Annotated in this window: 23 protein-coding genes and 2 pseudogenes; 20 read left to right on the top strand and 5 right to left on the bottom strand. The window is 45.7% G+C overall.

The features are described from left to right. Positions 1–161: 161 nt before the first annotated feature. The 3 genes from ACKGJP_RS19000 to ACKGJP_RS18990 are packed head-to-tail and all read left to right on the top strand — an operon-like array spanning position 162 to position 1,782. Positions 162–359 carry a hypothetical protein gene (locus tag ACKGJP_RS19000; RefSeq protein WP_409340392.1) on the top strand — a complete coding sequence of 66 codons (198 nt, stop codon included), beginning with the start codon at positions 162–164 and terminating at the stop codon, positions 357–359. Next, complete coding sequence (locus ACKGJP_RS18995; protein ID WP_409340391.1) at positions 356–1,549, top strand: winged helix-turn-helix domain-containing protein; 1,194 nt, start codon at positions 356–358, stop codon at positions 1,547–1,549. The genes ACKGJP_RS19000 and ACKGJP_RS18995 overlap by 4 nt, the downstream gene beginning before the upstream one ends. Before the next feature lie 29 nt (positions 1,550–1,578). Beyond that, positions 1,579–1,782 carry an HIT family protein gene (locus ACKGJP_RS18990; RefSeq protein WP_409340390.1) on the top strand — a complete coding sequence of 68 codons (204 nt, stop codon included), beginning with the start codon at positions 1,579–1,581 and terminating at the stop codon, positions 1,780–1,782. A gap of 225 nt (positions 1,783–2,007) precedes the next feature. Here ACKGJP_RS18990 and ACKGJP_RS18985 read toward each other — a convergent pair whose 3' ends face one another. Next, positions 2,008–3,210: an IS110 family transposase gene (locus ACKGJP_RS18985; RefSeq protein ID WP_409340389.1), complete on the bottom strand. Its 1,203-nt coding sequence runs from the start codon at positions 3,208–3,210 to the stop codon at positions 2,008–2,010. A 326-nt stretch (positions 3,211–3,536) separates the two neighbouring features. Here ACKGJP_RS18985 and ACKGJP_RS18980 point away from each other — a divergent pair, with 326 nt between their 5' ends. Next, positions 3,537–4,031, top strand: coding sequence for an NUDIX hydrolase (locus ACKGJP_RS18980; RefSeq protein ID WP_409340388.1), 495 nt, complete (start codon positions 3,537–3,539; stop codon positions 4,029–4,031). Between the two features lie 399 nt (positions 4,032–4,430). On the opposite strand, the gene ACKGJP_RS18975 is transcribed toward ACKGJP_RS18980, so the two are convergent. Next, positions 4,431–5,696: an IS110 family transposase gene (locus ACKGJP_RS18975; protein WP_409340387.1), complete on the bottom strand. Its 1,266-nt coding sequence runs from the start codon at positions 5,694–5,696 to the stop codon at positions 4,431–4,433. Between the two features lie 304 nt (positions 5,697–6,000). On the opposite strand from ACKGJP_RS18975, the gene ACKGJP_RS18970 reads away from it, so the two are divergent. From ACKGJP_RS18970 to ACKGJP_RS18935, 8 genes and pseudogenes are all read left to right on the top strand, one after another. After that, positions 6,001–6,444 (top strand): cell wall hydrolase, encoded by a 444-nt coding sequence (locus ACKGJP_RS18970; protein ID WP_409340386.1) that lies wholly within the window; start codon positions 6,001–6,003, stop codon positions 6,442–6,444. Between the two features lie 220 nt (positions 6,445–6,664). After that, positions 6,665–6,865, top strand: a pseudogene (locus ACKGJP_RS18965) (response regulator); the annotation flags it as partial. A gap of 4 nt (positions 6,866–6,869) precedes the next feature. Next, positions 6,870–7,690, top strand: a pseudogene (locus ACKGJP_RS18960) (sensor histidine kinase); the annotation flags it as partial. Positions 7,691–7,706: 16 nt separating this feature from the next. Then, positions 7,707–8,258: a VanZ family protein gene (locus tag ACKGJP_RS18955; RefSeq protein ID WP_409340385.1), complete on the top strand. Its 552-nt coding sequence runs from the start codon at positions 7,707–7,709 to the stop codon at positions 8,256–8,258. Positions 8,259–8,539: 281 nt separating this feature from the next. After that, positions 8,540–9,202 (top strand): L,D-transpeptidase family protein, encoded by a 663-nt coding sequence (locus ACKGJP_RS18950; protein ID WP_409347196.1) that lies wholly within the window; start codon positions 8,540–8,542, stop codon positions 9,200–9,202. Between the two features lie 471 nt (positions 9,203–9,673). Then, the gene (locus ACKGJP_RS18945; RefSeq protein ID WP_409340384.1) at positions 9,674–9,964 is read left to right on the top strand and encodes a hypothetical protein; all 291 of its coding nucleotides are present in this window, start codon (positions 9,674–9,676) and stop codon (positions 9,962–9,964) included. Between the two features lie 999 nt (positions 9,965–10,963). Beyond that, positions 10,964–11,065: a YjcZ family sporulation protein gene (locus ACKGJP_RS18940; protein WP_409340383.1), complete on the top strand. Its 102-nt coding sequence runs from the start codon at positions 10,964–10,966 to the stop codon at positions 11,063–11,065. Positions 11,066–11,171: 106 nt separating this feature from the next. Next, positions 11,172–11,591: a hypothetical protein gene (locus tag ACKGJP_RS18935; RefSeq protein WP_409340382.1), complete on the top strand. Its 420-nt coding sequence runs from the start codon at positions 11,172–11,174 to the stop codon at positions 11,589–11,591. Positions 11,592–12,014: 423 nt separating this feature from the next. On the opposite strand, the gene ACKGJP_RS18930 is transcribed toward ACKGJP_RS18935, so the two are convergent. Next, complete coding sequence (locus ACKGJP_RS18930) at positions 12,015–12,257, bottom strand: hypothetical protein (protein ID WP_409340381.1); 243 nt, start codon at positions 12,255–12,257, stop codon at positions 12,015–12,017. A 182-nt stretch (positions 12,258–12,439) separates the two neighbouring features. On the opposite strand from ACKGJP_RS18930, the gene ACKGJP_RS18925 reads away from it, so the two are divergent. The 8 genes from ACKGJP_RS18925 (at position 12,440) to ACKGJP_RS18890 (ending at position 22,159) form a co-directional block, all read left to right on the top strand. Next, positions 12,440–12,565, top strand: a complete 126-nt coding sequence (locus ACKGJP_RS18925; protein WP_409340380.1) for a YjcZ family sporulation protein — start codon at positions 12,440–12,442, stop codon at positions 12,563–12,565. Between the two features lie 33 nt (positions 12,566–12,598). Next, the gene (locus ACKGJP_RS18920) at positions 12,599–12,721 is read left to right on the top strand and encodes a YjcZ family sporulation protein (protein WP_409340379.1); all 123 of its coding nucleotides are present in this window, start codon (positions 12,599–12,601) and stop codon (positions 12,719–12,721) included. 485 nt (positions 12,722–13,206) lie between these two features. Next, entirely contained in the window at positions 13,207–13,506 is a 300-nt protein-coding gene (locus ACKGJP_RS18915) for a heterocycloanthracin/sonorensin family bacteriocin (protein WP_409340378.1), read from the top strand. Between the two features lie 187 nt (positions 13,507–13,693). Next, a complete protein-coding gene (locus ACKGJP_RS18910; RefSeq protein ID WP_409340377.1) occupies positions 13,694–15,610 on the top strand; it encodes a putative thiazole-containing bacteriocin maturation protein in 1,917 nt (638 codons plus the stop codon). After that, complete coding sequence (locus tag ACKGJP_RS18905; protein WP_409340376.1) at positions 15,607–17,550, top strand: TOMM precursor leader peptide-binding protein; 1,944 nt, start codon at positions 15,607–15,609, stop codon at positions 17,548–17,550. The genes ACKGJP_RS18910 and ACKGJP_RS18905 overlap by 4 nt, the downstream gene beginning before the upstream one ends. A gap of 62 nt (positions 17,551–17,612) precedes the next feature. Then, positions 17,613–19,190, top strand: coding sequence for a SagB family peptide dehydrogenase (locus tag ACKGJP_RS18900; protein ID WP_409340375.1), 1,578 nt, complete (start codon positions 17,613–17,615; stop codon positions 19,188–19,190). Between the two features lie 305 nt (positions 19,191–19,495). Next, on the top strand, positions 19,496–20,395 hold the full coding sequence (locus tag ACKGJP_RS18895; protein WP_409340374.1) for an SDR family oxidoreductase: 900 nt from the start codon (positions 19,496–19,498) through the stop codon (positions 20,393–20,395). Positions 20,396–20,578: 183 nt separating this feature from the next. After that, on the top strand, positions 20,579–22,159 hold the full coding sequence (locus ACKGJP_RS18890; RefSeq protein WP_409340373.1) for a multicopper oxidase family protein: 1,581 nt from the start codon (positions 20,579–20,581) through the stop codon (positions 22,157–22,159). A gap of 561 nt (positions 22,160–22,720) precedes the next feature. On the opposite strand, the gene ACKGJP_RS18885 is transcribed toward ACKGJP_RS18890, so the two are convergent. After that, positions 22,721–22,819 (bottom strand): YjcZ family sporulation protein, encoded by a 99-nt coding sequence (locus ACKGJP_RS18885; RefSeq protein ID WP_409340372.1) that lies wholly within the window; start codon positions 22,817–22,819, stop codon positions 22,721–22,723. Positions 22,820–23,029: 210 nt separating this feature from the next. Next, positions 23,030–23,266, bottom strand: a complete 237-nt coding sequence (locus tag ACKGJP_RS18880; protein WP_409340371.1) for a hypothetical protein — start codon at positions 23,264–23,266, stop codon at positions 23,030–23,032. Positions 23,267–23,498 lie beyond the last annotated feature (232 nt).

The raw sequence follows: 23,498 nt of genomic DNA, 5'->3' as shown, positions 1-23,498 counted from the left end.
ATTTGCTCAACCAGGGCTGCTGACAATCGGCAGCCTTTCGCTTAAGTAACGGGCAGTTATTTTTCAATAGCTCTTGTTTTTATGATCCAGACAATGATAAAATTTCATGGGAACATGCGTTTGTTTTTTTGTGTATTTTCCAACGGATAGGGGGAATAGGCGTGGTTGAAATCGATGAAAAAGAGCAATTTTCGGTTATTGGAAAATTAGGAAAGGGGTTTGCTAATGAAGCTCCCCAATGGATACCACCATTATGGCAAGAAGCAAATAGTAACTTTATTGAGAAAAGCAACCTCGCCATCCATCATCATGTGCAAGCGGTTCCCGTTTGTTTCGTTAAGGAGCCAATGCGTACATGATCCAAATGACGAACCGCCAGGCACGGCAATTTTTGTTATTGAAGCACGGGCTGTTGGGCGAATATCAATTTACCGGAAAGCAGGGAGTATTGGATTTTGTGCGGCAGGTCGGCTGTATTCAATACGATCCCATCGATGTTTGCGGAAAAAACGCCGAACTGGTGCTGCAGTCGCGAATCAAAGGATTTACCAAGTACATGCTCGACGAGTTGCTGTATAAAGATAGACTCCTGGTCGATTATCCCGACAAGAATCTGGCTATTATCCCTGTCGAGGACTGGCCGTACTTTGAGCGGTACAGGCAGGCTGCCCGACAACATGCCAAGCGCTATCCCGAAATGGAAACGTTGACAGAGCAAGTACGGGCTCACATCCAAAATCACGGTGCGCTAAGTTCGGATGATCTTAAATTGGATGTTAATTTCGCTTGGCAATCGGCCATCCACTGGAGCAGCGGAAACAATTCATCCCGGTCGGTGCTGGAGCAGATGTATTCGACAGGCGAGTTGATTATCCATCACAAAAAAGGAACGCGTAAATATTACGATATCGCCGGGAAGCACATACAGCCAAATCTGCTGAATGCGCCGGAGCCGCTGGAGGGCGAGCTTGAGCATCATAAGTGGCGGGTACTGCGTCGAATCGGCGCTGTTGGCCTTTTATGGAATCGCGCATCCGATGCCTGGCTGAACATTTGGGGATTGAAAGCGGAGCAGCGCAACGAGGTTTTCCGCCAGCTGTTGCACGAGGCTCGCATTGTTGCTGTTGCCGTGAAACAAATGAAGGATATACTGTACTGCCGCTCGGAGGATTTGCCGCTTATTGAAGCCGTCCTGCAAAATCCGGCGCCGAAATTGCGCTGCGAGCTGATTGCCCCACTAGATAATTTCATATGGGACAGAAAACTGATCAACGAATTGTTTGGATTCGATTACATCTGGGAGATTTACACGCCTGCAATCAAACGGAAATTCGGCTATTATGTGCTGCCTCTATTATACGGAGAAAGCCTCATCGGACGAGCCGAGGTAATCGCGGAGCGAAAAGCCGGGACGCTCGTTGTTAAAAACATCTGGTACGAGAACGGCATAAAGCCAACAAAGCAATTGCGAACAGCCTTGAACAATTGTTTTCAAAATTTTGCATTATTCAACGGATGCGAGACGATTTCGACAATGTCTATGAACTGATGAATAAAGTGGCAAAGGGTAGGGGCTAGATGAATGGCAGCCACAGTAGGGCTTATCAGCTGTTAAACGAAGTTAAGTTGTATTTAGAACGGAATTACAAACCTGACGGCTATAATGTTGGATGGAATTGTGGTCATGTGGGCGGGCAACATGTCTTCCATTCTCATTTGCATATAATCCCCAGATATGCCAATGAGAAAATGGCTGAAAAAAGGTATCAGGTATTTATTTAAGAACAACCAGTGAAAAGACTAAACTAAACGAGTACGGTTGCTCAATAACCACCTTCACGGCTGCCAACAGATCGGCTGACTTTTCTTACCTATACCAGCTAATAGCCTGTCAATATTTAATTATTAATGAAGAAAACGAAGGGTGCTATACTGGTAAAAACACATGACAAATAACCACCCCATAGAATTTGGGGAGGTTTTCCTCGATGTCCAAACTTTGTTTACTCAGTCAAAGCGGAAAGGTTCTTTCTTGGTCAAAATCGCATAAATCCATTGGATCAGTTTATTTACACATGCGATCACGGCTACTTTAAACAGTTTACCTTCTGCTCGCTTTTTGTCGTAATAAGCCCTGATTTTCTTATTACGTGAGCTTCGCAAACCACATCGCACAGCTTGATATAAGGCTGTCCGGAGTCTCCTGGAACCGCGTTTGGTGATTGTATTTCGGGTTGCTGTAAACTTGCCGGAAGAAAAGACACTTGGATCAATACCGGCAAACGCAACCAGTTTCTTTGCGTGATCGAACCGATCGATTTCTCCGATCTCAGCTAAAATTGTTGCAGCAATTTTGGTGCCAATGCCGGGTATCGATTGGATTAAATCATACTCCAGTAATTCTTCAGCCAGGGCCTCTATCGATTTATCCAGTTTCGTTAGATGCTCCTGGTACTGAAGAAGTAAATTGATGAAAAGCTCCAATGAGATTAAATGACTCGGAAAAGCGGTCTCTCTGAAGGGATTTCGCTCTGCTGCAGCCCTTAGTTTCTGTGCCCGTTCCAGCGACCACCGGTTCGAGGCGACATGTCCAACAAGGCGTTGTATGTTCGCCGTAACGTTTTCCTCGGACATCGCTAACACCGATTGAGACGTTGGATACTGAGCCAGGAAACGAAGCGACACCTTAGAATAAAGGTCACCAAACACGCCGTGATACTCTGGAAAGACTTGATCCAGTACCGCTTGAAACTGCAGCTTTGCCTGGACATACATTTCAGTCAGTGACTCATGTTGCCGTGTCAGGTAACGCAGATTCATCAGATACTGACCCCGTTTTTTGTAAGGCTCCAGCTCTTCTTTGTAGAACAATTCACCCAGCTGGTATGCGTCAGCCACATCCGTTTTCACCTTACGCAAATTCATCTTTTTCGCTTGGTGTGAAAGTAACGGATTGATAATTATATACAGATATAGATGATCATCTAGAAACTGTACAACTGGACTATGATAATGACCCGTTGCTTCTAACACAATGGCCGGACGTTGCCCAGCAAAAGACTCCACGATTTGAGCAAAACGGAGGAAGGACGCTAATCCCTCAAGATTGTGCTCAAATCGAAAGGTCTTTCCGTAGGGCGTTCCTCGATCTGAAAAAGCTTGTGCATGACTTTCCCCTTTAGATACATCTAATCCAATGACAGGGTTCATTCAACCACTCCCGATAATATATTCGCCGGCAACCCCTAACCTTCTTGTCGTCCACATTATCGCATGTGATTCGGGATCATGGTCCCAACCAGCCTAATCATGGTTTAACAAGTAGGGGGGATGAACTGTATAGCTCTCGGGATCTAGCTCCCACGGGCAGAAACGTTCGATCCCCGGCTACCGCTATCTTACGACCACACAAAAATGAGGTCCACCAGAAAGATCTGGTGACCTCATAATACGAACGGGCAGGATAGTTGAAGTTCACGTCGAATAATACGTTGCGTATGGTTGATTTGTATAGTGTGAAAATGGGGTTGATACTTGTGTTTTTAGTAAATTCTCGTGCCATAATTGAAAGAACAGTAAATGGAGCATTAGAAATAGTAGTGCAGACAAGGAATAAATCGGGCGAGGCTCAACGAATAGAACTTCCTGGTGGAAGAATTGAGCAATATGAATCTTTAATAACGGCTCTAATCAGGGAAGTTAAGGAAGAGACCGGACTAGATGTAGTAGAAATTGAAGGCGAGGATACACGGGTTGATACAACAGGTATCGACCCAGACTTCGAAGTGGAATGTATAAGACCTTTTGGAGCTTATCAAACCATTAATGGTCCTTTTGATTCGGTTGGTGTTTATTTCCGTTGCAGGGTACAAGGGGAGTTATTATCTTCAGGTGATGACACTAAGAACCCACGATGGATTACAGTAGACGAATTGAGACGGTTGATGGATGATGACCCTTTGCAGTTTTCCAATGTAGACAGAGCAGGGATAATGTTTTACTTGAAGTCATTAAATCAAAAGTGTGATTGAGAAGCTCGTTCCGCTCCCTCGATATGATTTAATTTACTCACGCAAGCTTGTGTATTCGCAGGATTTCATCCCTGTTAAATTCGGTAGAAGAATGAAGATAGTCGGGGCTTGCTATGTTGAGCCGTTAGAAGGCGTGCGAGAATAGAGGTGGGGGAATCCCTACCTAATTTATTCCATATACTGCACGTATACTCCACAGAGCCCTTAGCGATTTTCGCTCCCATGTCTCAACGGGTCATAAGCCCTTTCATTCCTTCGTTACACCTATCTAAGGGGTGGAGGTCGGTTTTTCTAACGGAACGGGTCTGAGCCCTTTTGCGTAACGTATCCCGATACTCCGTGCTTTCTTTGTCATCCTGCGAATATACCAACTTGCGTGAGCGGTGTTATTGTTTGTTTTTAAGCTGCTAGTGCAATAACTTTATCTGGTTTGTAGGCTTCCTCGCTACGTGCCAGACCTACTAAGAGTCGAGCCAACTTTCCGCATAACTTCAAAATTGATTTCATTTTTTTCAGCTTTTTAACCTGAACATTATGTTGATGCAGAGCCTTGAATTCTTTGTTAGTCATAACCATGCACATCGTGATGAGGTAGAGGAAGTGTCGCAGGCGTGGTCGCCCTCGTTTACTGAGCGTCATCTGGCCCTTCCATTTCCCAGAGCTTGCCTCGGTCAGATTAAGGCCTGCGTGACGCAGTAGTGCGTTTCCGTGGATATAACCGCTGAGATCACCTGACTCCCCTAAAACGCCTGCTAAAGCGATCGCACTTACGCCAGTAATGGCAAGGATTTTGCCCGCATAGGGGATTCGTTTAAGTACGGTTTTGGCTTCATCTTCGATTCTCAGCAGCTGTGTGCTCGCTAAGTCATACTCCTCAAGAAGATGCTTAAGATGGAGCTTGTAAGCGTGTGTTGCCTGGATTGAACCAACGGTTTGCTTGGCAAGATCGATGAGCAGCTTAGCTCTACGAACACCCGAGTGTCGTTTCATGGACTTTTTCCATCCCGCAATTACATCTTCAGGCTCTAATTTACATAGATCAGCGGGGAGAGGAAACAACCGAAGAGTTACCAATGCACCTTTGCACGTTAAGATTTTAAAGACTTGTCTAAGTTCAGGAAACACAATGTCGACCCAGCGGTGGATTTGATTCACTGCGCTGACAAGACGCTTAACAACGGTCTCTCGATTTGCCATAAGGACTCGCAGCTCTTCGTATTCTGCGGAATGAAAACGGACAGGGGAATAGTAGCCGTTTTTCACCATGTCTGCAATGACAAGCGCATCCTTTTTGTCACTTTTAGATCGTGTATTGTCGCGGTTTTCTTTGTTCTTTTTGACTAGGTGAGGATTTACGAGTACAGCTTTAATCTCAGTGTCTTTAAGCCATTGTGCAAGGCTAAGCCAGTAATGTCCTGTTGGCTCCATGCCGACGATTATTTTGGTTAGCTTGTACGAAGCCAGCAAGTCTCGGATCCAGCGATCGAGAGATCGGAAGCCACCTTCATCATTACTAAATTCTAATGGATTACCCAAAGCAATTCCGCGAAAATTAACGGCTCTAGCAACGTGGTTCTCTTGAGCGATATCTACACCGACAACAAGGTGATTAGCGGTAATGTTTTCAATGAGTTGATTTTGTTTATCTTGTGCTTTAAACTTCATAGTAGAGCGACCTCCTGATGTGGGATTTTAAGGGCTTTAGACCCGTAGCGTACTCCCATCATACAGAGGCGCTCTTTTGTATTCAAACTCCAAATTAATCGTTCCACAGGAATTCTAATGGAGAACGATAGCTCAACAAGGACATATGTAGGCAGCCGGCTTTCTTGTGGTCGACTGCCTTTCTCAACAAACGGGCAGAAGTGTGTGGTGGAACGGCTATTTATTATCGTTCTCTTTTTTGCCAGAGTAACACATCCGCTTCACCTACAATATGATGAGTCTAGAAATCTAAAGAGGTGAGCCAATGGCAGTCGTAAAAGCTAGGCAACAGGATATTAATATGTTGGCAAGGTTGCTTCGAGCTGAAGCTGAGACCGAAGGCGAAATGGGCATGCTCCTTGTTGGAAATGTTGGCATTAACCGAATAAGAGCGAATTGCTCCGATTTTAAAGGAATCCGAACAATTCCCCAAATGATCAACCAGCCGCATGCGTTCGAAGCATTGCAACATGGTTTGTACTATCAAAATGCAAGAGAGAGGGAACGCCGTCTGGCGCAACGGGCTGTGAATGGGGAGCGGAATTGGCCAGCCAAATTCTCCCTATGGTATTTCCGTCCAGGAACGTTCGAAAATCCCGGACCATGTCCGCCAACTTGGTATGATCAGCCGCACGCAGGACGATGGAAGAAGCACTGTTTTTATGAACCGACCGCAAAAGAATGTGAAAGTGTATATACTACGTTTTAATTTTATAAACGAAAAGAGCTCAAGATCTCTTAACCTGACTTGTCACAGCCATGTGTCGGTTGAAAAGAACTTTATCTCATTAAGTGCCGCGTAAATCGCGGCTTCTTTAGGTTTAATGGAATAAAGTTGTTGTCACGGTCATTATTCGGAAACTTTACCCACGTGAGAGGCCGTCCGATGTCGGATGACAAGAACATTAGTCGAATGAAGTCTGCTTGCAGCGTATAAAAAATTTTATAATAATATTTACCAACTAGTCATTCTCGACATCATGTTGCCCGTTATGAGCGGCCATGAGCTTTTTCGGGAGTTTCGCAAGCTAAATAATACGCCCGTACTGATGATGACCGCCCTTTCAGACGACGAAAACCAAATCAAGGCGTTTGATACAGAAGCGGACGATTATGTGACAAAACCATTTGCCGGAACGTAAAGATGAGCTTGGCATATTAGCCCGCGACGTTCATTCCATGTACGACAGGCTGAAAAAAAACATCTCCCAATTAGAGGACGAAATCCTGCGGGAGCGCGAGGTGGAGGAAACACAGAGGTATTTCTTCTCTGCAGCTTCTCACGAGTAATAACGCCTGTCGCGGCTACAAGCGTCTTGCTGGAGGGAATGCTTGAAAATATAGGCGATTACAAAGACCATTCCAAATACCTGCGCGAATGCTTGAAGATGATGGACGCACAGAGCAAAATGATTTCCAATATACTGGAGATTGTCAGTCTGAACGACGGGAAAATCGTACCCGTTCCTGAAAAACTGGACATCAGGCGTACCATTGCCGACATGCTGTCTGACTTTCATACATTGTCTGAGGCAAACGGCCAGCGTATTGTTACGGATATTCCTAACGGGTAGACCTGCCTTGCCGACCCTAAAATGTTAGAAAAGGCGCTTTCAAACGTCATATTGAATGCGGTGCAGAATACGCCGGACGGCGGCGAGATTCGGATATGGAGCGATCCTGTCGCTGACCAATACCGCCTTTGCGTGTTGAACATGGGCGTGAGGATTGACGATACTGTTCTGCCGAAGCTTTTTGACCCGTTCTACCGCGTGGATAAGGCGCGGAGCCGGAAAAACGAACGAAGTGGCTTGGGACTGGCCATTGTCCGTAAAACGTTGGAATCAATGAACGTTGATTTTGCTTTGGAAAACACTCCGGACGGCGTTCTGTTTTGGATGAACTTGCCGAAGATGTGGTTTTCTTTCAAGCATATCTTTTGTTGCGAAGGATGAAAAAAAGGAGATATTTATGAATAAACGAAAACGAATAGAAACAGTCTTTTTATATGGTGTTTTCATCTGTTACATACTTTTGTTAATTAAAATATTTTTCTTATCGAGAGTTTCGATTTTGGAGCTATTTAATAGCCAAAGGACTTTAGTTAGGTCAATCAATCTCATTCCTTTTGATAGCATAGGTGAATACATATCTGGCAACTCTGCAAATTTAAAAAAATTCGCTTTCTCTAATGTGGTTGGCAATATACTTATTTTTATTCCCCTTGGTGTATATTTTTCATTATTTATGAACAATAAAAGAGTAATAATCAATCTATTGTTTATATTTATTGTGAGTTTATTTGTTGAAATCATTCAGGGGCTTTTAGGCATTGGAGCAGCAGACATTGATGATATAATTCTAAATTGTATAGGTGGATGGATTGGTATTTTAGGGTATAAATCTTTACTATTTATATTACGAGATGAGAAGAGAGTATATACTTCATTCACAGTACTATCTACTATCGTAGGATTACCTGTTATATTATATTATTTATTCATGATAAAAATGAGATTCTGAATATCTTTATTGCATATGCAATAAGATATCCTACTCAAAAGAACGTAGATAGTAAGCTTCTTGTAACAATAGTTTATTGCTTGGATCGACAGGTTTATTCCTGTCGGTCTTTTTTGATTTCTCGCCGCTACAGACTAATTTTCTTATTTAACAATACCTGGTGAATAAAATGTTCCCATGGGTTACAGAATAAATTTGCGAATAAGCATAGATAATATCAGCCTAAGTGGTGATTAATAATGAGGCAAAAAAAGAGAACCTTAGGTCCTCAATTCTACATTATGATTTTGTTAAGTTCGATCGTATTTGGGTTATTTGATCCCAATTCCGCATATGCCGATCCTAACTTGCCGATTGTCGCAGGACAGGAGGTTATATCCATTGAAGTTTACCCCGTTCAGCATCAATTGATCGTTCGAATGCAAGGGCAAAAAATAAAAGTGTATTCCATTGCCGTTGGCAATCCATCCACTCCGACCCCTGTTGGTGAATACCAAGTCGTATATAAGGGGGAAAATTGGGGGACTTCATTTGGGCCCCGCTGGCTGGGATTGAACGTTCCTTGGGGGAATTATGGCATCCATGGTACGAACAGGCCATATTCTATTGGACAACATCTCAGTCATGGATGTATTCGGATGCGTAACAGTGACGTAATTGAATTATTCGAATTGATTCCACTCGGGACAAAAATCACGATATACGGACATGTATTGGGTGATATAAACCATAATTCAAGGGATCTAGCGGAAGGCGACGTTGGGGGAGACGTTCAATTAATTCAATCTCGCCTGAAGAGTGCAGGTTACTTCAATGGAATCTGTAACGGTAAGTTTCGGGCGGATACAACCACCGCTCTTAAAAAATTTCAACGCGATCGTCATATGGATCAGAATGGTGTTGTCTCAGCGAGGGTATATGAGGAACTTGGATTACTTGAGTAACGTTAGTTATTCCTCTAGAGGGAGCATCGTTACAAACCGATGGCGCATGAGGGGCATTTGGAATTCACTGGGATCGGTCGATAGCCTCGCTGCCACGGGGAATCTAAGTCCTTATGAATAGTGTGCTAGAACGGCAGAAGTCATACCGATGCATTATTCGGCAAGCGGGGGTCGCCAGAAACCAAAATATTGTCAGTGTGGAGTGCGATGCTGTAGATTCAGCTCCTGAAGAACAAAAAGTATATCTGCATTGACTCGTAATGAGCTTTGGAAGGAGAGCGGACAAGAGATGAACTAATAAAAATCCCTCACTGGCTTAGGCAGTTGAGGGGTTTTCTAAGCCTTATTTTATACTACTAAACTAGTAAACAAGCAACGCCTCCCAAATAGTAATAAAATGAATCATTAAATCGAAAGGGGGAATTTCGATGTTGGATCAAAGAATCCAAGACACAGCAGAGTGTAACTTTTTTGGCTGCGGAGACAGATTTACGGACCCTTATTATAGATCAGGACGTAGGGATCGTTCTGAACGCAGGGATCGCTCTGAACGCAGAGATCGTTCTGAACGGAGAGATCGCTCTGAACGCAGAGATCGTTCTGAACGCAGGGATCGCTCTGAACGCAGAGATCGCTCTGAACGCAGAGATCGTTCTGAACGCAGAGATCGTTCTGAACGCAGAGATCGCTCTGGACGCAGAGATCGCTCTGGTCGTAGGGACCGCTCTGGTCGCCGTCGTTCCGGTCGAGGCCGCTAAATGAACCGTATAACTGGAACCCCCACTAGCTTAAGACAGTGGGGGTTCTTTATGGTGCAGATTTGCACTATTTACGTTTATGATTGCACGGCAGCAAAGCGTCGACGTTACATAATAATACCCTCACGGGCTTCGTTTATGTTAGGTGGGAATACTTGTTTAAAACGGTTTATGTACAAAGGGACGTGAATAGTCCCCTTATGGTCTTTATTCGCATTCCCCTACCTCCTAGAGCAAGCGCAGGCCACGATGACCAATAGAATGAAAAGGACCAGAATCACTCCAGTGCTTGTAAATGCTCCAAGGACATGACGTTCTTCACGACGTTCAACACGACATTCATCACGTTCAAAACGATTTTCTTCATCAAATCTAACTTCACTCATCTACGTTTCCTCCTTTTTTAATTACAATATAATTGGTTAATAACCGAAACCACAAACGGAGCAGGCAACGATCACCAACAAAATGAACAATACCAAAATCGTTCCAGTCGAAGTAAAAGCTCCTCCTACAAAGGACATCTAAAACCCTCCTAGTTTGGTATCCATCTGGTTATTTCTCTATCGGGTCATCTCTACCAGCGGTCTGAAAACATATTATGGAATCGTGTCTTTTTTGATTGGGTTAATGATGATAGTTATTAATATTAGTGAAAGTGCTGATAGACGAAGTTTGGATAATCCATTCCAGTTGCTGTTCGATGTTGCACCTATCGTTTCGCAACTACGGATGGAAAGATTTCTAATCTTTCCATCCGTCCGAATTGATCAGGGCATGCTGTAAACCGGTTGCGTTTTAATCTCGTCGGATACAAGGGCGGCAGCTGCCAGCTTCCGCCGTATCTGTACGGCCGTAGCTTTCAATGGAAAGGACGGGGTGGTAAATAACATCAGAGTCATATACCCAATCAAAAATCAGCCATAACCATATCATAGGTGTAGACCGACGGATGGGATGTTTTAATACCACCGAACGGATACCTAACTAGGGAGGGTTTTAGATGTCATTTGTTGGAGGAGCTTTTACATCGACTGGTGCAATTCTTGTTTTGTTCATTCTGTTGGTGATTATTGCCTGTTCCGTTTGTGGTTTCGGCTATTGATACTCTCTGTAATAGGGATTCTGGTCCTTTTCATCCTGTTGGTCTTTGTTGTTTGTGCCTGTGCTTTGAGGTAAATCAATAGTTAGCTTACAGGAGGGAGCCACCGTTGCTTCCTTTCTACATACTATATAACCAAGAAGAACAATCCTACCAGCCGGAGCCAGTAGGGGATTCCGCCGTCACGAATTGTCCGCAGTCCCAATACAATATTGCATATTGGGGAGGGATGATGATGGACATCTATGAAAGATACCACACCTGTAACCGTTACATGAACCGTAGAGTCTCCGTGATCACGGTAGACGGAAGACGACATGAAGGTGTAATAGTAGGCGTTGATGAACAAAACGTTTATCTAGATATGTCTGAGTCACCCGACTACCGGGCAGAAACGTTATCGACCAAACGCAAGAAAGCCAAAACATCGGGTTTTGGGTACGGCTATGGTTATGGCAACGGGTTTGGGTTTGGAGGAGCGATTCTACCGCTAGTGCTGTTCTCTTTGCTGGCGATCGCGCTTATATAGAACGACAGAAGGCTCCCTTCGGGGAGCCTTCTGCGTGCCGAGGATTTTATGAACGTTGAAGTCTTTATCGAACCGCATGCATAAGTTCAATATAAATCCCGGTAAACGATCCAAAACGAACGATCCGGATACTGAAGATTAAACTGTTCCAAAGCGCCGATCAGCTCTAAAATAACAATTATCGAACTCAAACCGCTCCTTCCAATCCGAGATTGCCGTGTAATTGGAATCATTTCGCTCGTTAGCCTTTGAAAAAGATGAACCTACGTCGCTGCCAAGACATTTCCCGTTTAAGCACTGCTTTTCCGTGACATCACCTGATATATATCAATAAGATGTTGTGATATCAGCGATAGTCTCTAGAGATGAATTGCCTCTCTGCTCATATCGTCTCGCGTGATCTGGAATACTAGAAACCTCAAATTAGTAACCCATTTTCCACCACGACTCTACAATTTGATGGGCTGTTGCATATCCAAATCCTTTTCCCATTAAATAACTAATTGCCGCGGCTTCCCTTAATGCATGTGGATAGGAAGTCGCATGAGCTTCTTTCATTCCATGCTTTACAAATGGGTCGATCGCAGTTAAGGTCTCCATTGCCAATTGATGATGCGAACTGGAATGACCGGGATAGGATTGTGAATAATATGGATTTTGATACATTGACTTCATCCTCTTCTCTAAAGCATAGCGATTGAACCAGAACAGGGTACATACATCCACTTCTTTACAGTCATTTTCCCTAATATTAAAAACTATCGTCAGATACCCAGTCAAAAAGTATTCCATTCCATAATATGTTTTCAGACCGCTGGTCGAGATGAACCTTTAGGGGAATTAGCCAGATGGACACCATTTATGGAGGTGTTACGATGTCTTTTGGTGGAGCGTTCACATCGACTGGTACGATTTTGGTATTGTTCATTTTGTTGGTGATTGTCGCCTGCTCCGTTTGTCGATTTGGATACTAATTCTAATGTGACTTGTAAAGGAGTGAAATAAACATGGGTGAAGTTGCTGAGGTTCGCGGATATGGAAACAGAGGATTTACTTCTACTGGAGTTATCCTGGTTCTTTTTATTCTGTTGGTTATCGTGGCATGTTCCGTTTGTGGATTCGGCTATTAATGCTTTAATAATAGTGATTCTGTCCCTATTCATCCTGTTAGTCATCGTCGCTTGGATATAAAAAAGTGAATTTCTACCAGGAGGGAGCCCCGGTTGCTTCCCTTCTACATACTTCCAAGCCTCTACAAACTAATCCCCCACTAGCTTAAGCCAGTGGGGGATTAGTATTATCCGTTGTTTTCCCGATACAGAAATCGTTTTAAGTTCATAGCAAATTTAGCAACGCCGTTACGGTTTATCCGGCCGGGACTTGCCATCCTCGTATTCCGGCTTCAGTCCGACGTCTGGCGCCGATATGGTGACGAAGATTGCACCTGCAGGCTGATCTTTCCATCTTCCCAGCCGCCATGGCTTGCTTTGGTACAAAGGCCCATTAAATGGGCGTTTATCTCAGTAACAAGCGCGGATACCCTTCCATAGATTGGAATCATGTTCAATCTTTCCTTTTGCCAATATCCATTACTAAAAAATCGGAGGTATTTACAATGAATGATTTTCAAAATGAAATTCAACAGTTGAACGTTTCCCAATTTCAGGCCGGTGAGATGACGCCTTGGAATCAACAAAGCCAGTACCCGGCGGGTCAGTTTCCGAATGGAGCAAACCCGGTGGATCCTTCACGGCTATGCATTGGCTTCGGCTTCGGCGGTTTCTGCGGTGGTTTTTGTGGCGGCTTCGGCGGTGGTTTTTGTGGCGGTTTCTGCGGTGGTTTTTGCGGTGGTTTTGGCGGTGGCTTTTGTGGCGGTTTTCATCGCTGCGGCGGTTTTTGCCATCGCTGTCGTTAACCCATTCGTTCCCAGATTCTTAGAGATCACGCATCGGCTTGAGGAGAAGCGTCCGCCCCTGTACAGCGATAAGTTGTCAGGGGCTTTTAATAATTATAGGCAACGCATTTGGGACGAATAGACGTACATATAATAATGAAGAATCGATGTAACAAATTGGTAATTCCCATCAGTAAGGAGGAGTGAAATGACCATTTTAACCCCTGCTGCGCGACTGAAAGTAAAGGGGGATACCTTTTTTATTCCAGTTCCGAACGATGGCGTGTATTTTCGGAATAACGTAGGCACGTTCCGTATGGAAGGAGAGATGATCGATCGGTGGATTGAAAAACTGATCCCCATGTTCAATGGAGAACACACATTGGCGGATTTGACTGACGGATTGTCGAACCCCTACCGGGACCGGGTGTATGAAATCGCGGACACACTGCACCAAAAGGGCTTTATTCGGGATGTGAGTCAAGATCGCCCGCATCAGCTGTCGAATGGAATTATCCAAAAGTACGCTGCTCAAATAGCCTTTTTAGACAGCTTCGGCGATTCCGGCGCATACCGGTTTCAGTGTTATCGACAGGCCGGCGTATTAGCGATCGGGTCCGGTCCTTTTTTCGTTTCGTTGATTTCGGCATTATTGGAGTCCGGACTGCCTAAAATTCGTATGTTGATAACGGATTCTGTGCCGACGAATCGGCAGAGGCTGGCTGAATTGGCGGATCAAGCCCGCCGAACGGATCCAGAGGTGTTACTTGATGAGATTGCTTTGCAGAAAGAAGGAGCACGCGGTTGGCGAGACGTTGTGCAGCCGTTCCAATCGATTCTGTATGTTTCCCAAGAGGGAGATGTTGAGGAGCTCCGGCTTCTCCATGCAATTTGCAAAGCGGAGAAGAAGGTTTTCCTGCCGGCAATGTGCTTGCATCAGACAGGAATAGCGGGTCCGGTCGTACATCCGGAGTCTGAGGGATGCTGGGAATCGGCTTGGCGCCGCTTACACCAGTCAGCCGTGTATAAGGATCCGGAGCAGCATGTCTTCTCCTCCACTGCGGGAGCGATGCTCGCGAATGTGATCGTGTTCGAGCTATTTAAAACGGTTACCGGAGAATTGGAACAAAGAAATTCGTTATTCCTGCTTGATCTGGAAACGTTGGAAGGAGACTGGCATCCATTCATGCCGCATCCTATGATACGTGGATACTCGGCAGCCGAAAGAGTTCAAGTATCGAATACGTGGATGGAAGGGAGCTCGGACAAAAGCGTATCGAACCGTCTGCTGCCATATTTTAACCGATTGACTTCGGCGCAAACGGGAATTCTCCATATTTGGGAAGAGGGGGACTTGAGACAGCTTCCGCTCTCTCAATGCCGTGTTCAGGCGGTTGATCCGTTGTCGGAGGGACCGGCCAGGCTTCTGCAGGACTTGATCTGCACAGGTCTGACGCACGAGGAAGCGCGGAGGGAAGCGGGACTGACCGGGATTGAAGCGTACGTGTCACGATTGGCCGGTGTACTGGTACAGACCAAAGAAATTGTCGGAATCGGAGTAGGGGAAACGGCTGCGGAAGGCGTTATACGCGGATTACAAGCTAATTTAACCGAGCAGTTGGCCTTGCAACAGAAGGTTCGGAAGCAACCTGTCATTCGGGTGCAGTTAAGTAAGGTGGAAGATGAAGAATGCCGGTTTTATTTACAGGCTTTGACCGCTATGAGGGGAACACCGATGATCGCCTTAGGGGAGAAAGTGTCCGGGTTCCCCGTAGTATGGATCGGTACAGGTGATAGCTGGTATGGCAGTGTCGGCTTGAATATGACAATGGCGTTCCAGAAGGTGTTGAAAGCTGCATTGCTTAAAGTCCAGAATCATATCGAATGTCGTGCGGCTCAAGTGCTGGAAGCTTCGTCCGTGCAACTTGGAAAAGAGGTCGCGGTAGACCTTGTGATCCCTTCAAGTGAAGGAACGGTACAACCGAAAGTCTTGCGGGAAGCCCTTCAGATTTTGAAAAAGAACGGAAAGCAACTCTTCGTGTTGGATCTGGCCGTGGAACCGTTTTTGAAAGAAGAGCTTGAAGGCGTGTTTGGCGTTTCGCTGCGAGAGGAGGTGTCCCGGTGAACACAGTGGTAGCCATTATCGGAGAAGGCGAGTTGGCAAACCTTGTATGCAGAGAGATGTCCGCTCTAAGTCGGATTGTACGTCTGAACGATTTTAAGGCAGGAGTACCAGAAGCGGCGGATTTCGCCTTGGTATTGCACGATGCATGGCATACTTCCGTTCATCGGGAGGCGGAGGAATTACTCCGGGCAGCAGGTATTCCATGGCTGCGAGGATTCGTCGCATTCGGCGAGGGTGTGGTCGGACCCCTGGTTCGCCCCGGTTTATCAGGTTGTACGCAATGTGCCGACACCCGGCATCTCTTGGCGGGACGTGACCGCAAGGAGATGTGGATGCTGCAACAGCGTCTGGCTGATGCCGGGGAAATTCCGCGTAACGCTTGGGCATCCCTTACAGGATTATTACAGATGACAGTCCTGCTCGTGTCGGAATCGCAGAAGGTTCTTCAGGGCTATCGGTCCCGTTTGGAAGAGCGGATGTTTTACTTAGACATGAAAACGCTAAAATGCACAAGCCACTTCTTTCTGCCTGACCCGGTATGTCCGGTTTGCGGCCAATTGTTTGACGACACGCCTGCAGCGGCCCGCATTTCACTGCAGCCAAGTCCCAAGATCAGCGAGAAAAGCTACCGCTGCCGTTCGCTGGATGACCTGAAGGAGTTTCTGATCAAAGATTATCTGGATTATAAGACCGGCTTCTTGAATGGAAAAATGGTTGATTTCGTATCGCCATTTGCCGATGTGAGCGTAAATCTTCCGATGTTTGACCATGACGAGGCAACGGCAGGTCGAACGCATTCCTATGCGGAAAGCGAGCTGACTGCCATCATGGAGGGGTTGGAGCGGTACTGCGGTATGGCCCCCCGCGGCAAAAGGACGATGATCATCGACAGTTACCGCAATCTGGCGGATCATGCTCTTAATCCTGTCACGGTAGGCTTGTACGCGAAGGAACAGTATGAGCAGCCTAATTTTCCTTTCAAGCCCTTTCATCCTGACGACCCAACCGACTGGGTTTGGGGCTACTCGTTTATGCGACAAAGTCCGATTTTGGTTCCTCAACAGCTCGCCTATTACAGTTCAAGCTGCGGACAAGGATTTATTTATGAAACATCCAACGGCTGCGCGCTCGGAGGAAGCTTGGAGGAGGCCATATTCTACGGCATTATGGAAGTGGTGGAGCGAGATTCATTCCTGTTGACTTGGTATGCGCAGCTGCCGCTCCCGCGGCTTGATCCAAGTTCCGCGGGCGATCTGGAACTGCAACTCATGATCAACCGATTGCAGACAGTGGCGGGATTTGAAGTGCATTTGTATAACGCGACTATGGAGAACGGTATCCCAAGCGTTTGGGCACTGGCGAAAAACGCGAGACCAAAGGGAGTAAACCTGATTTGCGCGGCCGGTGCACATCCGGATCCGGTTCGGGCGGCGAAAAGTGCGGTTCATGAATTATCGGGGATGATGCTGACGCTTAACGAGAAGTTCGATGCGAACCGGGAGCGGTATGAGCAAATGTTCCACGACCCGTCGCTGGTGCGCGGGATGGAGGACCATTCGATGCTGTATAGCTTGCCGCAAGCGGAGGAGCGGTTGCACTTTCTGTTGGAGAGAAACCGACCAATACGAACGTTTCATGAGGAATTCAACCGGATACCGAATCATCCGGATTTGACCGATGACCTGAAGGACGTCCTTTACGCGTTTCGCCAGCTGAACCTCGATGTGATCGTGGTGGATCAGACAACTCCGGAATTAAAACGAAATGATTTGTTCTGTGTGAAGGTGCTGATTCCAGGGATGCTACCGATGACGTTTGGTCATCATCTTACCCGTGTGATGGGGCTAGAGAGGGTGTTGAAGGTACCGGCGTTACTCGGGTATGCGAAGCAGCCGTTGCTTCCGGAACAACTCAATCCACATCCGCATCCGTTCCCATAAAACCGCGTAAGATTATGCTTTCGATGCAGGCATTGCTTCGCAAGCCCTCAGGAGGAAGACGGATGAGCTTGGATAGTTTCCTGCACAATCTCCATGAGGATACCCACGAGTCCAGACCGCCGGATGGGGAGATCGATTGGGAGGACGCACCGCTTACCTATAAACTCTATCGCAGCTTACCGGTCGTTCCTTTATCCTCGGAAGTACCGTTGACACTTGGTGGACGTGAATCGTGCGCCAATCCCGATCTGAAATCAATCGGTCATTTTCTTTGGCACGTATATGGCCTCACGCAATTGAGCCAATACTCTGCGGCGAATTTCATGGACCAATCGGCGGGCCCGGTACAGATGAACCGGCGTTTCGTCCCATCCGGCGGCGGGTTGTATCCAAACGAGCTATATGTATATCTGAAGACTGCGGATGTTCCTGTCGGCGTTTACCATTATGATGCGGCTCACCATCGTTTGGTATTGCTTCGTGAAGGGAATTTTGATTCCTATCTGGCCCGGGCTCTCGGTAACCGATGCGATATGTCGCTTTGTTTTGGCACTGTTTTTGTTTCCGTCATGTTTTGGAAAAATTTCTATAAGTATAGAGACTTTTCCTATCGTCTACAAGGACTGGATACTGGCGTATTGATCGGGCAACTACTGGAAGTGACGAAACGGTTCGGTTATGAATCAGGCGTGTATTTCCAGTTTCTTGATCGGGCAGTCAATCATCTGCTTGGGATATCCGATCGGGAGGAAAGTGTATATGCGGTGATTCCGCTTTCGACGGAGCCTACGCTATCTTGGTTTCATGATAGAAATTATGGAGAAGGGGTTGTCGCTGCGGTCGATTTATGCCGGGAGCTACCGGTCGTTCGGCATGAACACTACGTACGGTCGAAAAAGGTCAAGGACTACCCGATGCTGACCAAGATGAACGAAGCGTCCATGCTGGATTCAACAGGATCGTTTCGACACGTCAAGGTGGAGAAGCACGTTGAAAGCGGGATTCAGGCGGTATATATGCCCCGTGTGGAGCGGTTGTCGTATGATCTTGCGTCGATCTGCCGAAAACGGTATTCGCCGGAAACGGATTTCGTATTGAGCAAGATGGCTGCGTCGGAAGTGGCCTCATTGTTGCAAGAGGCGACGGCTTCCTTCTCCTATTTCAATGATTTGAAGGGACATCGCGAAAAGCCTGTTTCCCTTATGTCCTTGTATTGTTGTTTATATAACGCCCAAGGCGTTCCTGACGGCGCCTATCGCTATGATCGTACAGCGAATATGCTACACCGAATACTTCCCGGAGATCATCGGTTAAGACTGCAGCAGGGAATGTCCCTGGGCAACGTTAATCTGTTTCAAGTACCGCTCTGCGTGCATGTGGCTGGTGACAAGGAGCACCTCAAATCGTCATTAGGGTACCGAGGATACCGAATTCAGCAGATGGAAGCGGGGATGCTTGTACAACGCTTACTCTTGGCGGCGTCTGCCATAGGAATGGGAGGGCGACCACTGCTCGGATTTAATTCGAGTGTAAGTGACGAGATTTACAAATTGACCCAGCAAGGAAAAACCAGTCTCATCCAAATCCCGATCGGCCACTATCGTCAGCGTCCTTGTTTGGAAGGGGGATTGCACAGTTAGGACGATTAAAAAAGAGGGCAGATCAGAGCAGATCGTTGTTGAATTGTCATTTATTTATCGGGTTTACGGTGATCTTAGCGCCGCTGTTGTCGGGTGACAAGAATATTGTCCGAATCCAGTCCGTGCAAAACACGGGCTTTTTTTGTTATAGGATCCAAAAAGGAGAACGAAAGTGGAGTAGCGTGCAGCAGCGGCTGTTCCACTCTCACTCAACTAAACGAGTAGAATCATGCAATAAAAATGGGCACCAATCGGGAACTGGGCGAATATTCTGTTTTGGCTATAAAAGCAAAGGAGGATTCGCAATGATTCCGAAGTATCCTTACTTCAGTTATGAGACACGCTGCCGGCAGGTACCGATTACTTTTCCACCACAGCATCAGGATGTGCAGCCTGGTCTGGAGTATTTAATGAACCCGGTTCCGATATCCGACAATCCCGAATACAGGGGAAGCGGGAAATTGGTTGGGAAAATCGCCATTATCACAGGAGGCGATAGTGGGATCGGCCGTGCTGTCGCGATCGGTTTCGCAAAGGAAGGGGCGGATTTGGCGATTGCCTACTTATATGAACGAGAAGATGCTGAAGCGACCAAACGGATGGTGGAACGTTACGGGCGCCGTTGCCTGCTGATCGAAGGAGACTTGCGCCAGCCCGCATTTTCATCAGAAGTGGTAAGAAGAACATTGGAATGCTACGGACGGCTAGACATTCTTATATTGAATCAAGGCGTCCAATTCCCTCAAGAAAGTATATCGGACATTACTGACGAACAGCTCGAGGATACGTACCGCACCAATATTTTTCCTATGTTCTATTTGACGAGAGCTGCGCTTCCTTACCTGAAGCAGGGGAGCACCATTATATCGACCGCATCCGTAACCGCATATGCGGGCGCCCCTTTACTTGTCGATTATTCCTCAACAAAAGGCGCAATCGTATCGTTCACTCGTTCGCTGTCGCTCCAGTTGGTAGACAAGGGTATCCGAGTCAATGCAGTGGCTCCAGGCCCGATTTGGACACCGCTCATCGTATCTAGCTATTCGGCTGAGTATGTAAAAACGTTTGGTTTGGAAACACCCATGAAACGAGCTGGACAGCCGTTCGAGCTAGCGCCCACCTATATTTACTTGGCGTCGGAAGATTCATCCTTCGTGACGGGGCAGGTACTTCATGTCAATGGCGGCATCATGACAGAAACCTAAAAAAATTTCAGTTCATGTCATTTATGATATCAATTTCTTGTCATCGGAATCAGCAGCGAATTGATAAGCATCGATTCAGAACCGTCATTACCTTAAAGTAAGAGGGAGACAAATCGACATATTGGGACATCTGTCGTTCATACGCTTTTTATAGGTATTAACCGCGAGGAGGACTCCACTCATATGCCCGCAAAAGTAAAACTTCAAAAATTCGTCGATAAACTGCCGATTCCCAAAACCATTTCCCCGATCATGCGAGACAAGAAAGGTTCTTATTATGAAGTGAACATGAGGGAATTTACCCAAAAATTACATCGTGATCTAGGCCCAACCCGCTTATGGGGCTACAACGGAATGTACCCTGGCCCGACTTTCGATGTGATGAAGGGTGAAATGACATATGTCAAATGGATGAATGATCTGCCCGATAAGCATTTTCTCCCCATCGATACGACCATTCACGGTGCAGAAAAAACACTTCCACAGGTTAGGACTGTGGTTCATCTACATGGGGGAAAACAGCATGACCACAGTGATGGGTACCCTGAAGCGTGGTTTACGAGAAATTTTGAACAAACAGGACCTTCGTTTCAAAGAAAAGTATATGAGTACCCCAACCTTGAAGCGACTACGTTATTTTATCATGACCACACAATGGGGATTACGAGATTGAACAATTATGCGGGGCTTGGAGGCTTTTTTATCATTCGTGATCAGCATGAACAATCCCTAAATTTACCGAAAGGAACATATGAAATCCCTCTTATGATTCAGGATCGATCGTTTAATCCGGATGGCTCGCTCTTTTATCCCGCTACTCCGGATAAAAACAATCCACGTCTTCCTTATCCTTCGATTGTCACACCTTTTGACGCAGATTACTTATTAGTAAACGGCAAAGTTTCCCCATATATAGAAATAGAACCGAGAAAATACCGATTCCGCATGTTAAATTACTGTAATAGTCGAGCCATTACATTCAAACTGGACTCTGGACAGCCATTTTATCAAATTGGAACTGATCGCGGATTACTCGAGAAACCAGTGAAAATGAATGAGATACTCCTTCTAACGACCGAACGTGCGGATGTGATCGTTGATTTTTCTCGATTCTTTGGAAAGACGGTCAATCTTAAAAATGTCTTTATGGGAGCCTCCCCCGAAACAACCGATGTCATGCAGTTTAGAGTAACCTCTCCGTTAAAAGGCAAAGATGGCAGTTACCTTCCAGAGCATTTAACGAAAATTGATTTTCTTTCAAGAGAGATGGCAACAAGGACAAGAGATCTCACACTCACCAGAGTAGAGGATGAATATGGAAGATCGTTGAATTTACTGAATGGTAAAATGTGGAATGATCGAGTGTCTGAGAAAATGGAATTAGGAACTGTTGAGATATGGCGCTTAATCAATCTGTCAACTGATGATCATCCTATTCATTTACATGTTGTTGACATGCAAATTCTTGAGCGCCAGCCTTTTGACGTTGCTCATTTCCAAACCACAGGAAAACTGAAATTTACAAAACCTGCTGTTCCTCCTGAACCTAACGAGAGGGGATTTAAAGATACGATTAGAGCCCCCGCTGGTTACGTTACCTCTTTTATTGCGAGGTTTGATCCTTTCACAGGAATTTTTGTATGGCATTGTCACATGCTCGAACATGAAGATTACGAGATGATGCGACCGTTTGAAATCGTGAAGAAGAAACATCGTTTAAAAAATTTGTTATTGAGAGTGATTTACCCTTCACGGTTTCAATGAAATGATGTGGTTTTCATTAACTTTCTTATGCTCTGGGGATCTTTTTGCAGATTCGGTTGCCTCGGCTCTTAGCATATCCGTCCCGTATAATGTGACGTTCCATACTTCGCTCGAGAACGCTTTGGTCACCATTCAAGCGGACTTCCTAGTCAATGTAACTCCCCTATGATTCATCGGCAAGTGAATTTTGCGGCATTCGACCGAAAGCTACCCGTGCTCTCCGAAAAGCCGACTTCCTTCGGCTGGTACGAGTCCATAGAGATCGTCAGGCGAGTATGCAGAAACGTACGGTGGACGTTAGGATGCCGGAATTTTGATGATGACAAAAAAACAACGCCGGTGAGTGGGCTCTCGGCGTTGCTTCATCATTTCAGACATTAATAATTTCCGCTTATATCAAAAAACGTTTGACCATGACGGCTGTTTCCGCACGTGTTGTCTGTGCTTTACCCTCGTAGGTGCTTTCCGACCTAATAATGACTATTGCTTTACCTCAAAGCACAGGCACAAGCGACAAAGACCAACAGGATGAAAAGGACTAGTATCCCTATTACAAAAGTATCAATAGCCGAATCCACAAACGGAGCAGGCAATAATCACCAACAGAATGAACAAAACAAGAATTGCACCAGTCGATGTAAAAGCTCCACCAAAGGACATATAAAACCCTCCCTAGTTTGTGATCCGTTCGGCGGTATTCCGCATTAAGCCATCCCATCCGTCGGTCTACACTTATGTTATGGTCATGGCTTATTTTTGATTGGGTATATGACGGTAGACGATATAAATGGTGAAATGGCTGAAAGATCTAGTATATATGCCATGTATACGTTCTGAGACTTTAAAAAAAGACGCGTAACGAGATAAAGATTACTCGTCATGCGTCTCTTTTTTGTTTCTAGCCGAGTCCGCTTCGGCGGGGGCTTCATTGAAAAACGCTCCGCTCCGCAACGCGTCAACAAACTGCTGCAGCCACTCGTAATACTTCTTCGCATGTTTAAACTTGTGCAGATCCTGAAGAGCAAGCTTCCGTTCCTCGTCGGTAATATGTTCCTCAAGAATGAGCTCTGTTAACTCGGGAAGCGCTTGAGCAATGGCCTCCGTCATAACATCGACTTCATGCTGAAGCTTATTAAATTCATTTTTTTTTGAATGGATGCCTCTATATATAGCAAAAAAATCGCCATGTAGGCCAGAACGAATATAAGAAAGGCTTTACATAATCTTAAATTCCAGTTAACAGTCATTTGACACAAAAGAGACAAAATGATCGTACAATAATATTTGTACATAAAGGGAAAACAGATGAAAAATAAAGGAATATTCAGGTAGATTAAAT

It is taken from the genome of Paenibacillus litoralis (genome assembly GCF_046244365.1).
In the GTDB taxonomy this organism is placed as follows: domain Bacteria; phylum Bacillota; class Bacilli; order Paenibacillales; family NBRC-103111; genus Paenibacillus_V.
This window is presented reverse-complemented; position numbering and strand designations above follow the sequence as displayed.

Coding starts and splice junctions, on each gene's coding strand:
- ACKGJP_RS18890 (WP_409340373.1), top strand. CDS start 20,579: ATGCCCGCAAAAGTAAAACTTCAAAAATTCGTCGATAAACTGCCGATT.
- ACKGJP_RS18910 (WP_409340377.1), top strand. CDS start 13,694: ATGACCATTTTAACCCCTGCTGCGCGACTGAAAGTAAAGGGGGATACC.
- ACKGJP_RS18950 (WP_409347196.1), top strand. CDS start 8,540: ATGATTTTGTTAAGTTCGATCGTATTTGGGTTATTTGATCCCAATTCC.
- ACKGJP_RS18995 (WP_409340391.1), top strand. CDS start 356: ATGATCCAAATGACGAACCGCCAGGCACGGCAATTTTTGTTATTGAAG.
- ACKGJP_RS18915 (WP_409340378.1), top strand. CDS start 13,207: ATGAATGATTTTCAAAATGAAATTCAACAGTTGAACGTTTCCCAATTT.
- ACKGJP_RS18970 (WP_409340386.1), top strand. CDS start 6,001: ATGGCAGTCGTAAAAGCTAGGCAACAGGATATTAATATGTTGGCAAGG.
- ACKGJP_RS18885 (WP_409340372.1), bottom strand. CDS start 22,819: ATGTCCTTTGGTGGAGCTTTTACATCGACTGGTGCAATTCTTGTTTTG.
- ACKGJP_RS18940 (WP_409340383.1), top strand. CDS start 10,964: ATGTCATTTGTTGGAGGAGCTTTTACATCGACTGGTGCAATTCTTGTT.
- ACKGJP_RS18920 (WP_409340379.1), top strand. CDS start 12,599: ATGGGTGAAGTTGCTGAGGTTCGCGGATATGGAAACAGAGGATTTACT.
- ACKGJP_RS18985 (WP_409340389.1), bottom strand. CDS start 3,210: ATGAACCCTGTCATTGGATTAGATGTATCTAAAGGGGAAAGTCATGCA.
- ACKGJP_RS18880 (WP_409340371.1), bottom strand. CDS start 23,266: ATGACGGAGGCCATTGCTCAAGCGCTTCCCGAGTTAACAGAGCTCATT.
- ACKGJP_RS18895 (WP_409340374.1), top strand. CDS start 19,496: ATGATTCCGAAGTATCCTTACTTCAGTTATGAGACACGCTGCCGGCAG.
- ACKGJP_RS18900 (WP_409340375.1), top strand. CDS start 17,613: ATGAGCTTGGATAGTTTCCTGCACAATCTCCATGAGGATACCCACGAG.
- ACKGJP_RS18975 (WP_409340387.1), bottom strand. CDS start 5,696: ATGAAGTTTAAAGCACAAGATAAACAAAATCAACTCATTGAAAACATT.
- ACKGJP_RS18955 (WP_409340385.1), top strand. CDS start 7,707: ATGAATAAACGAAAACGAATAGAAACAGTCTTTTTATATGGTGTTTTC.
- ACKGJP_RS18925 (WP_409340380.1), top strand. CDS start 12,440: ATGGACACCATTTATGGAGGTGTTACGATGTCTTTTGGTGGAGCGTTC.
- ACKGJP_RS18990 (WP_409340390.1), top strand. CDS start 1,579: ATGAATGGCAGCCACAGTAGGGCTTATCAGCTGTTAAACGAAGTTAAG.
- ACKGJP_RS18930 (WP_409340381.1), bottom strand. CDS start 12,257: ATGTATCAAAATCCATATTATTCACAATCCTATCCCGGTCATTCCAGT.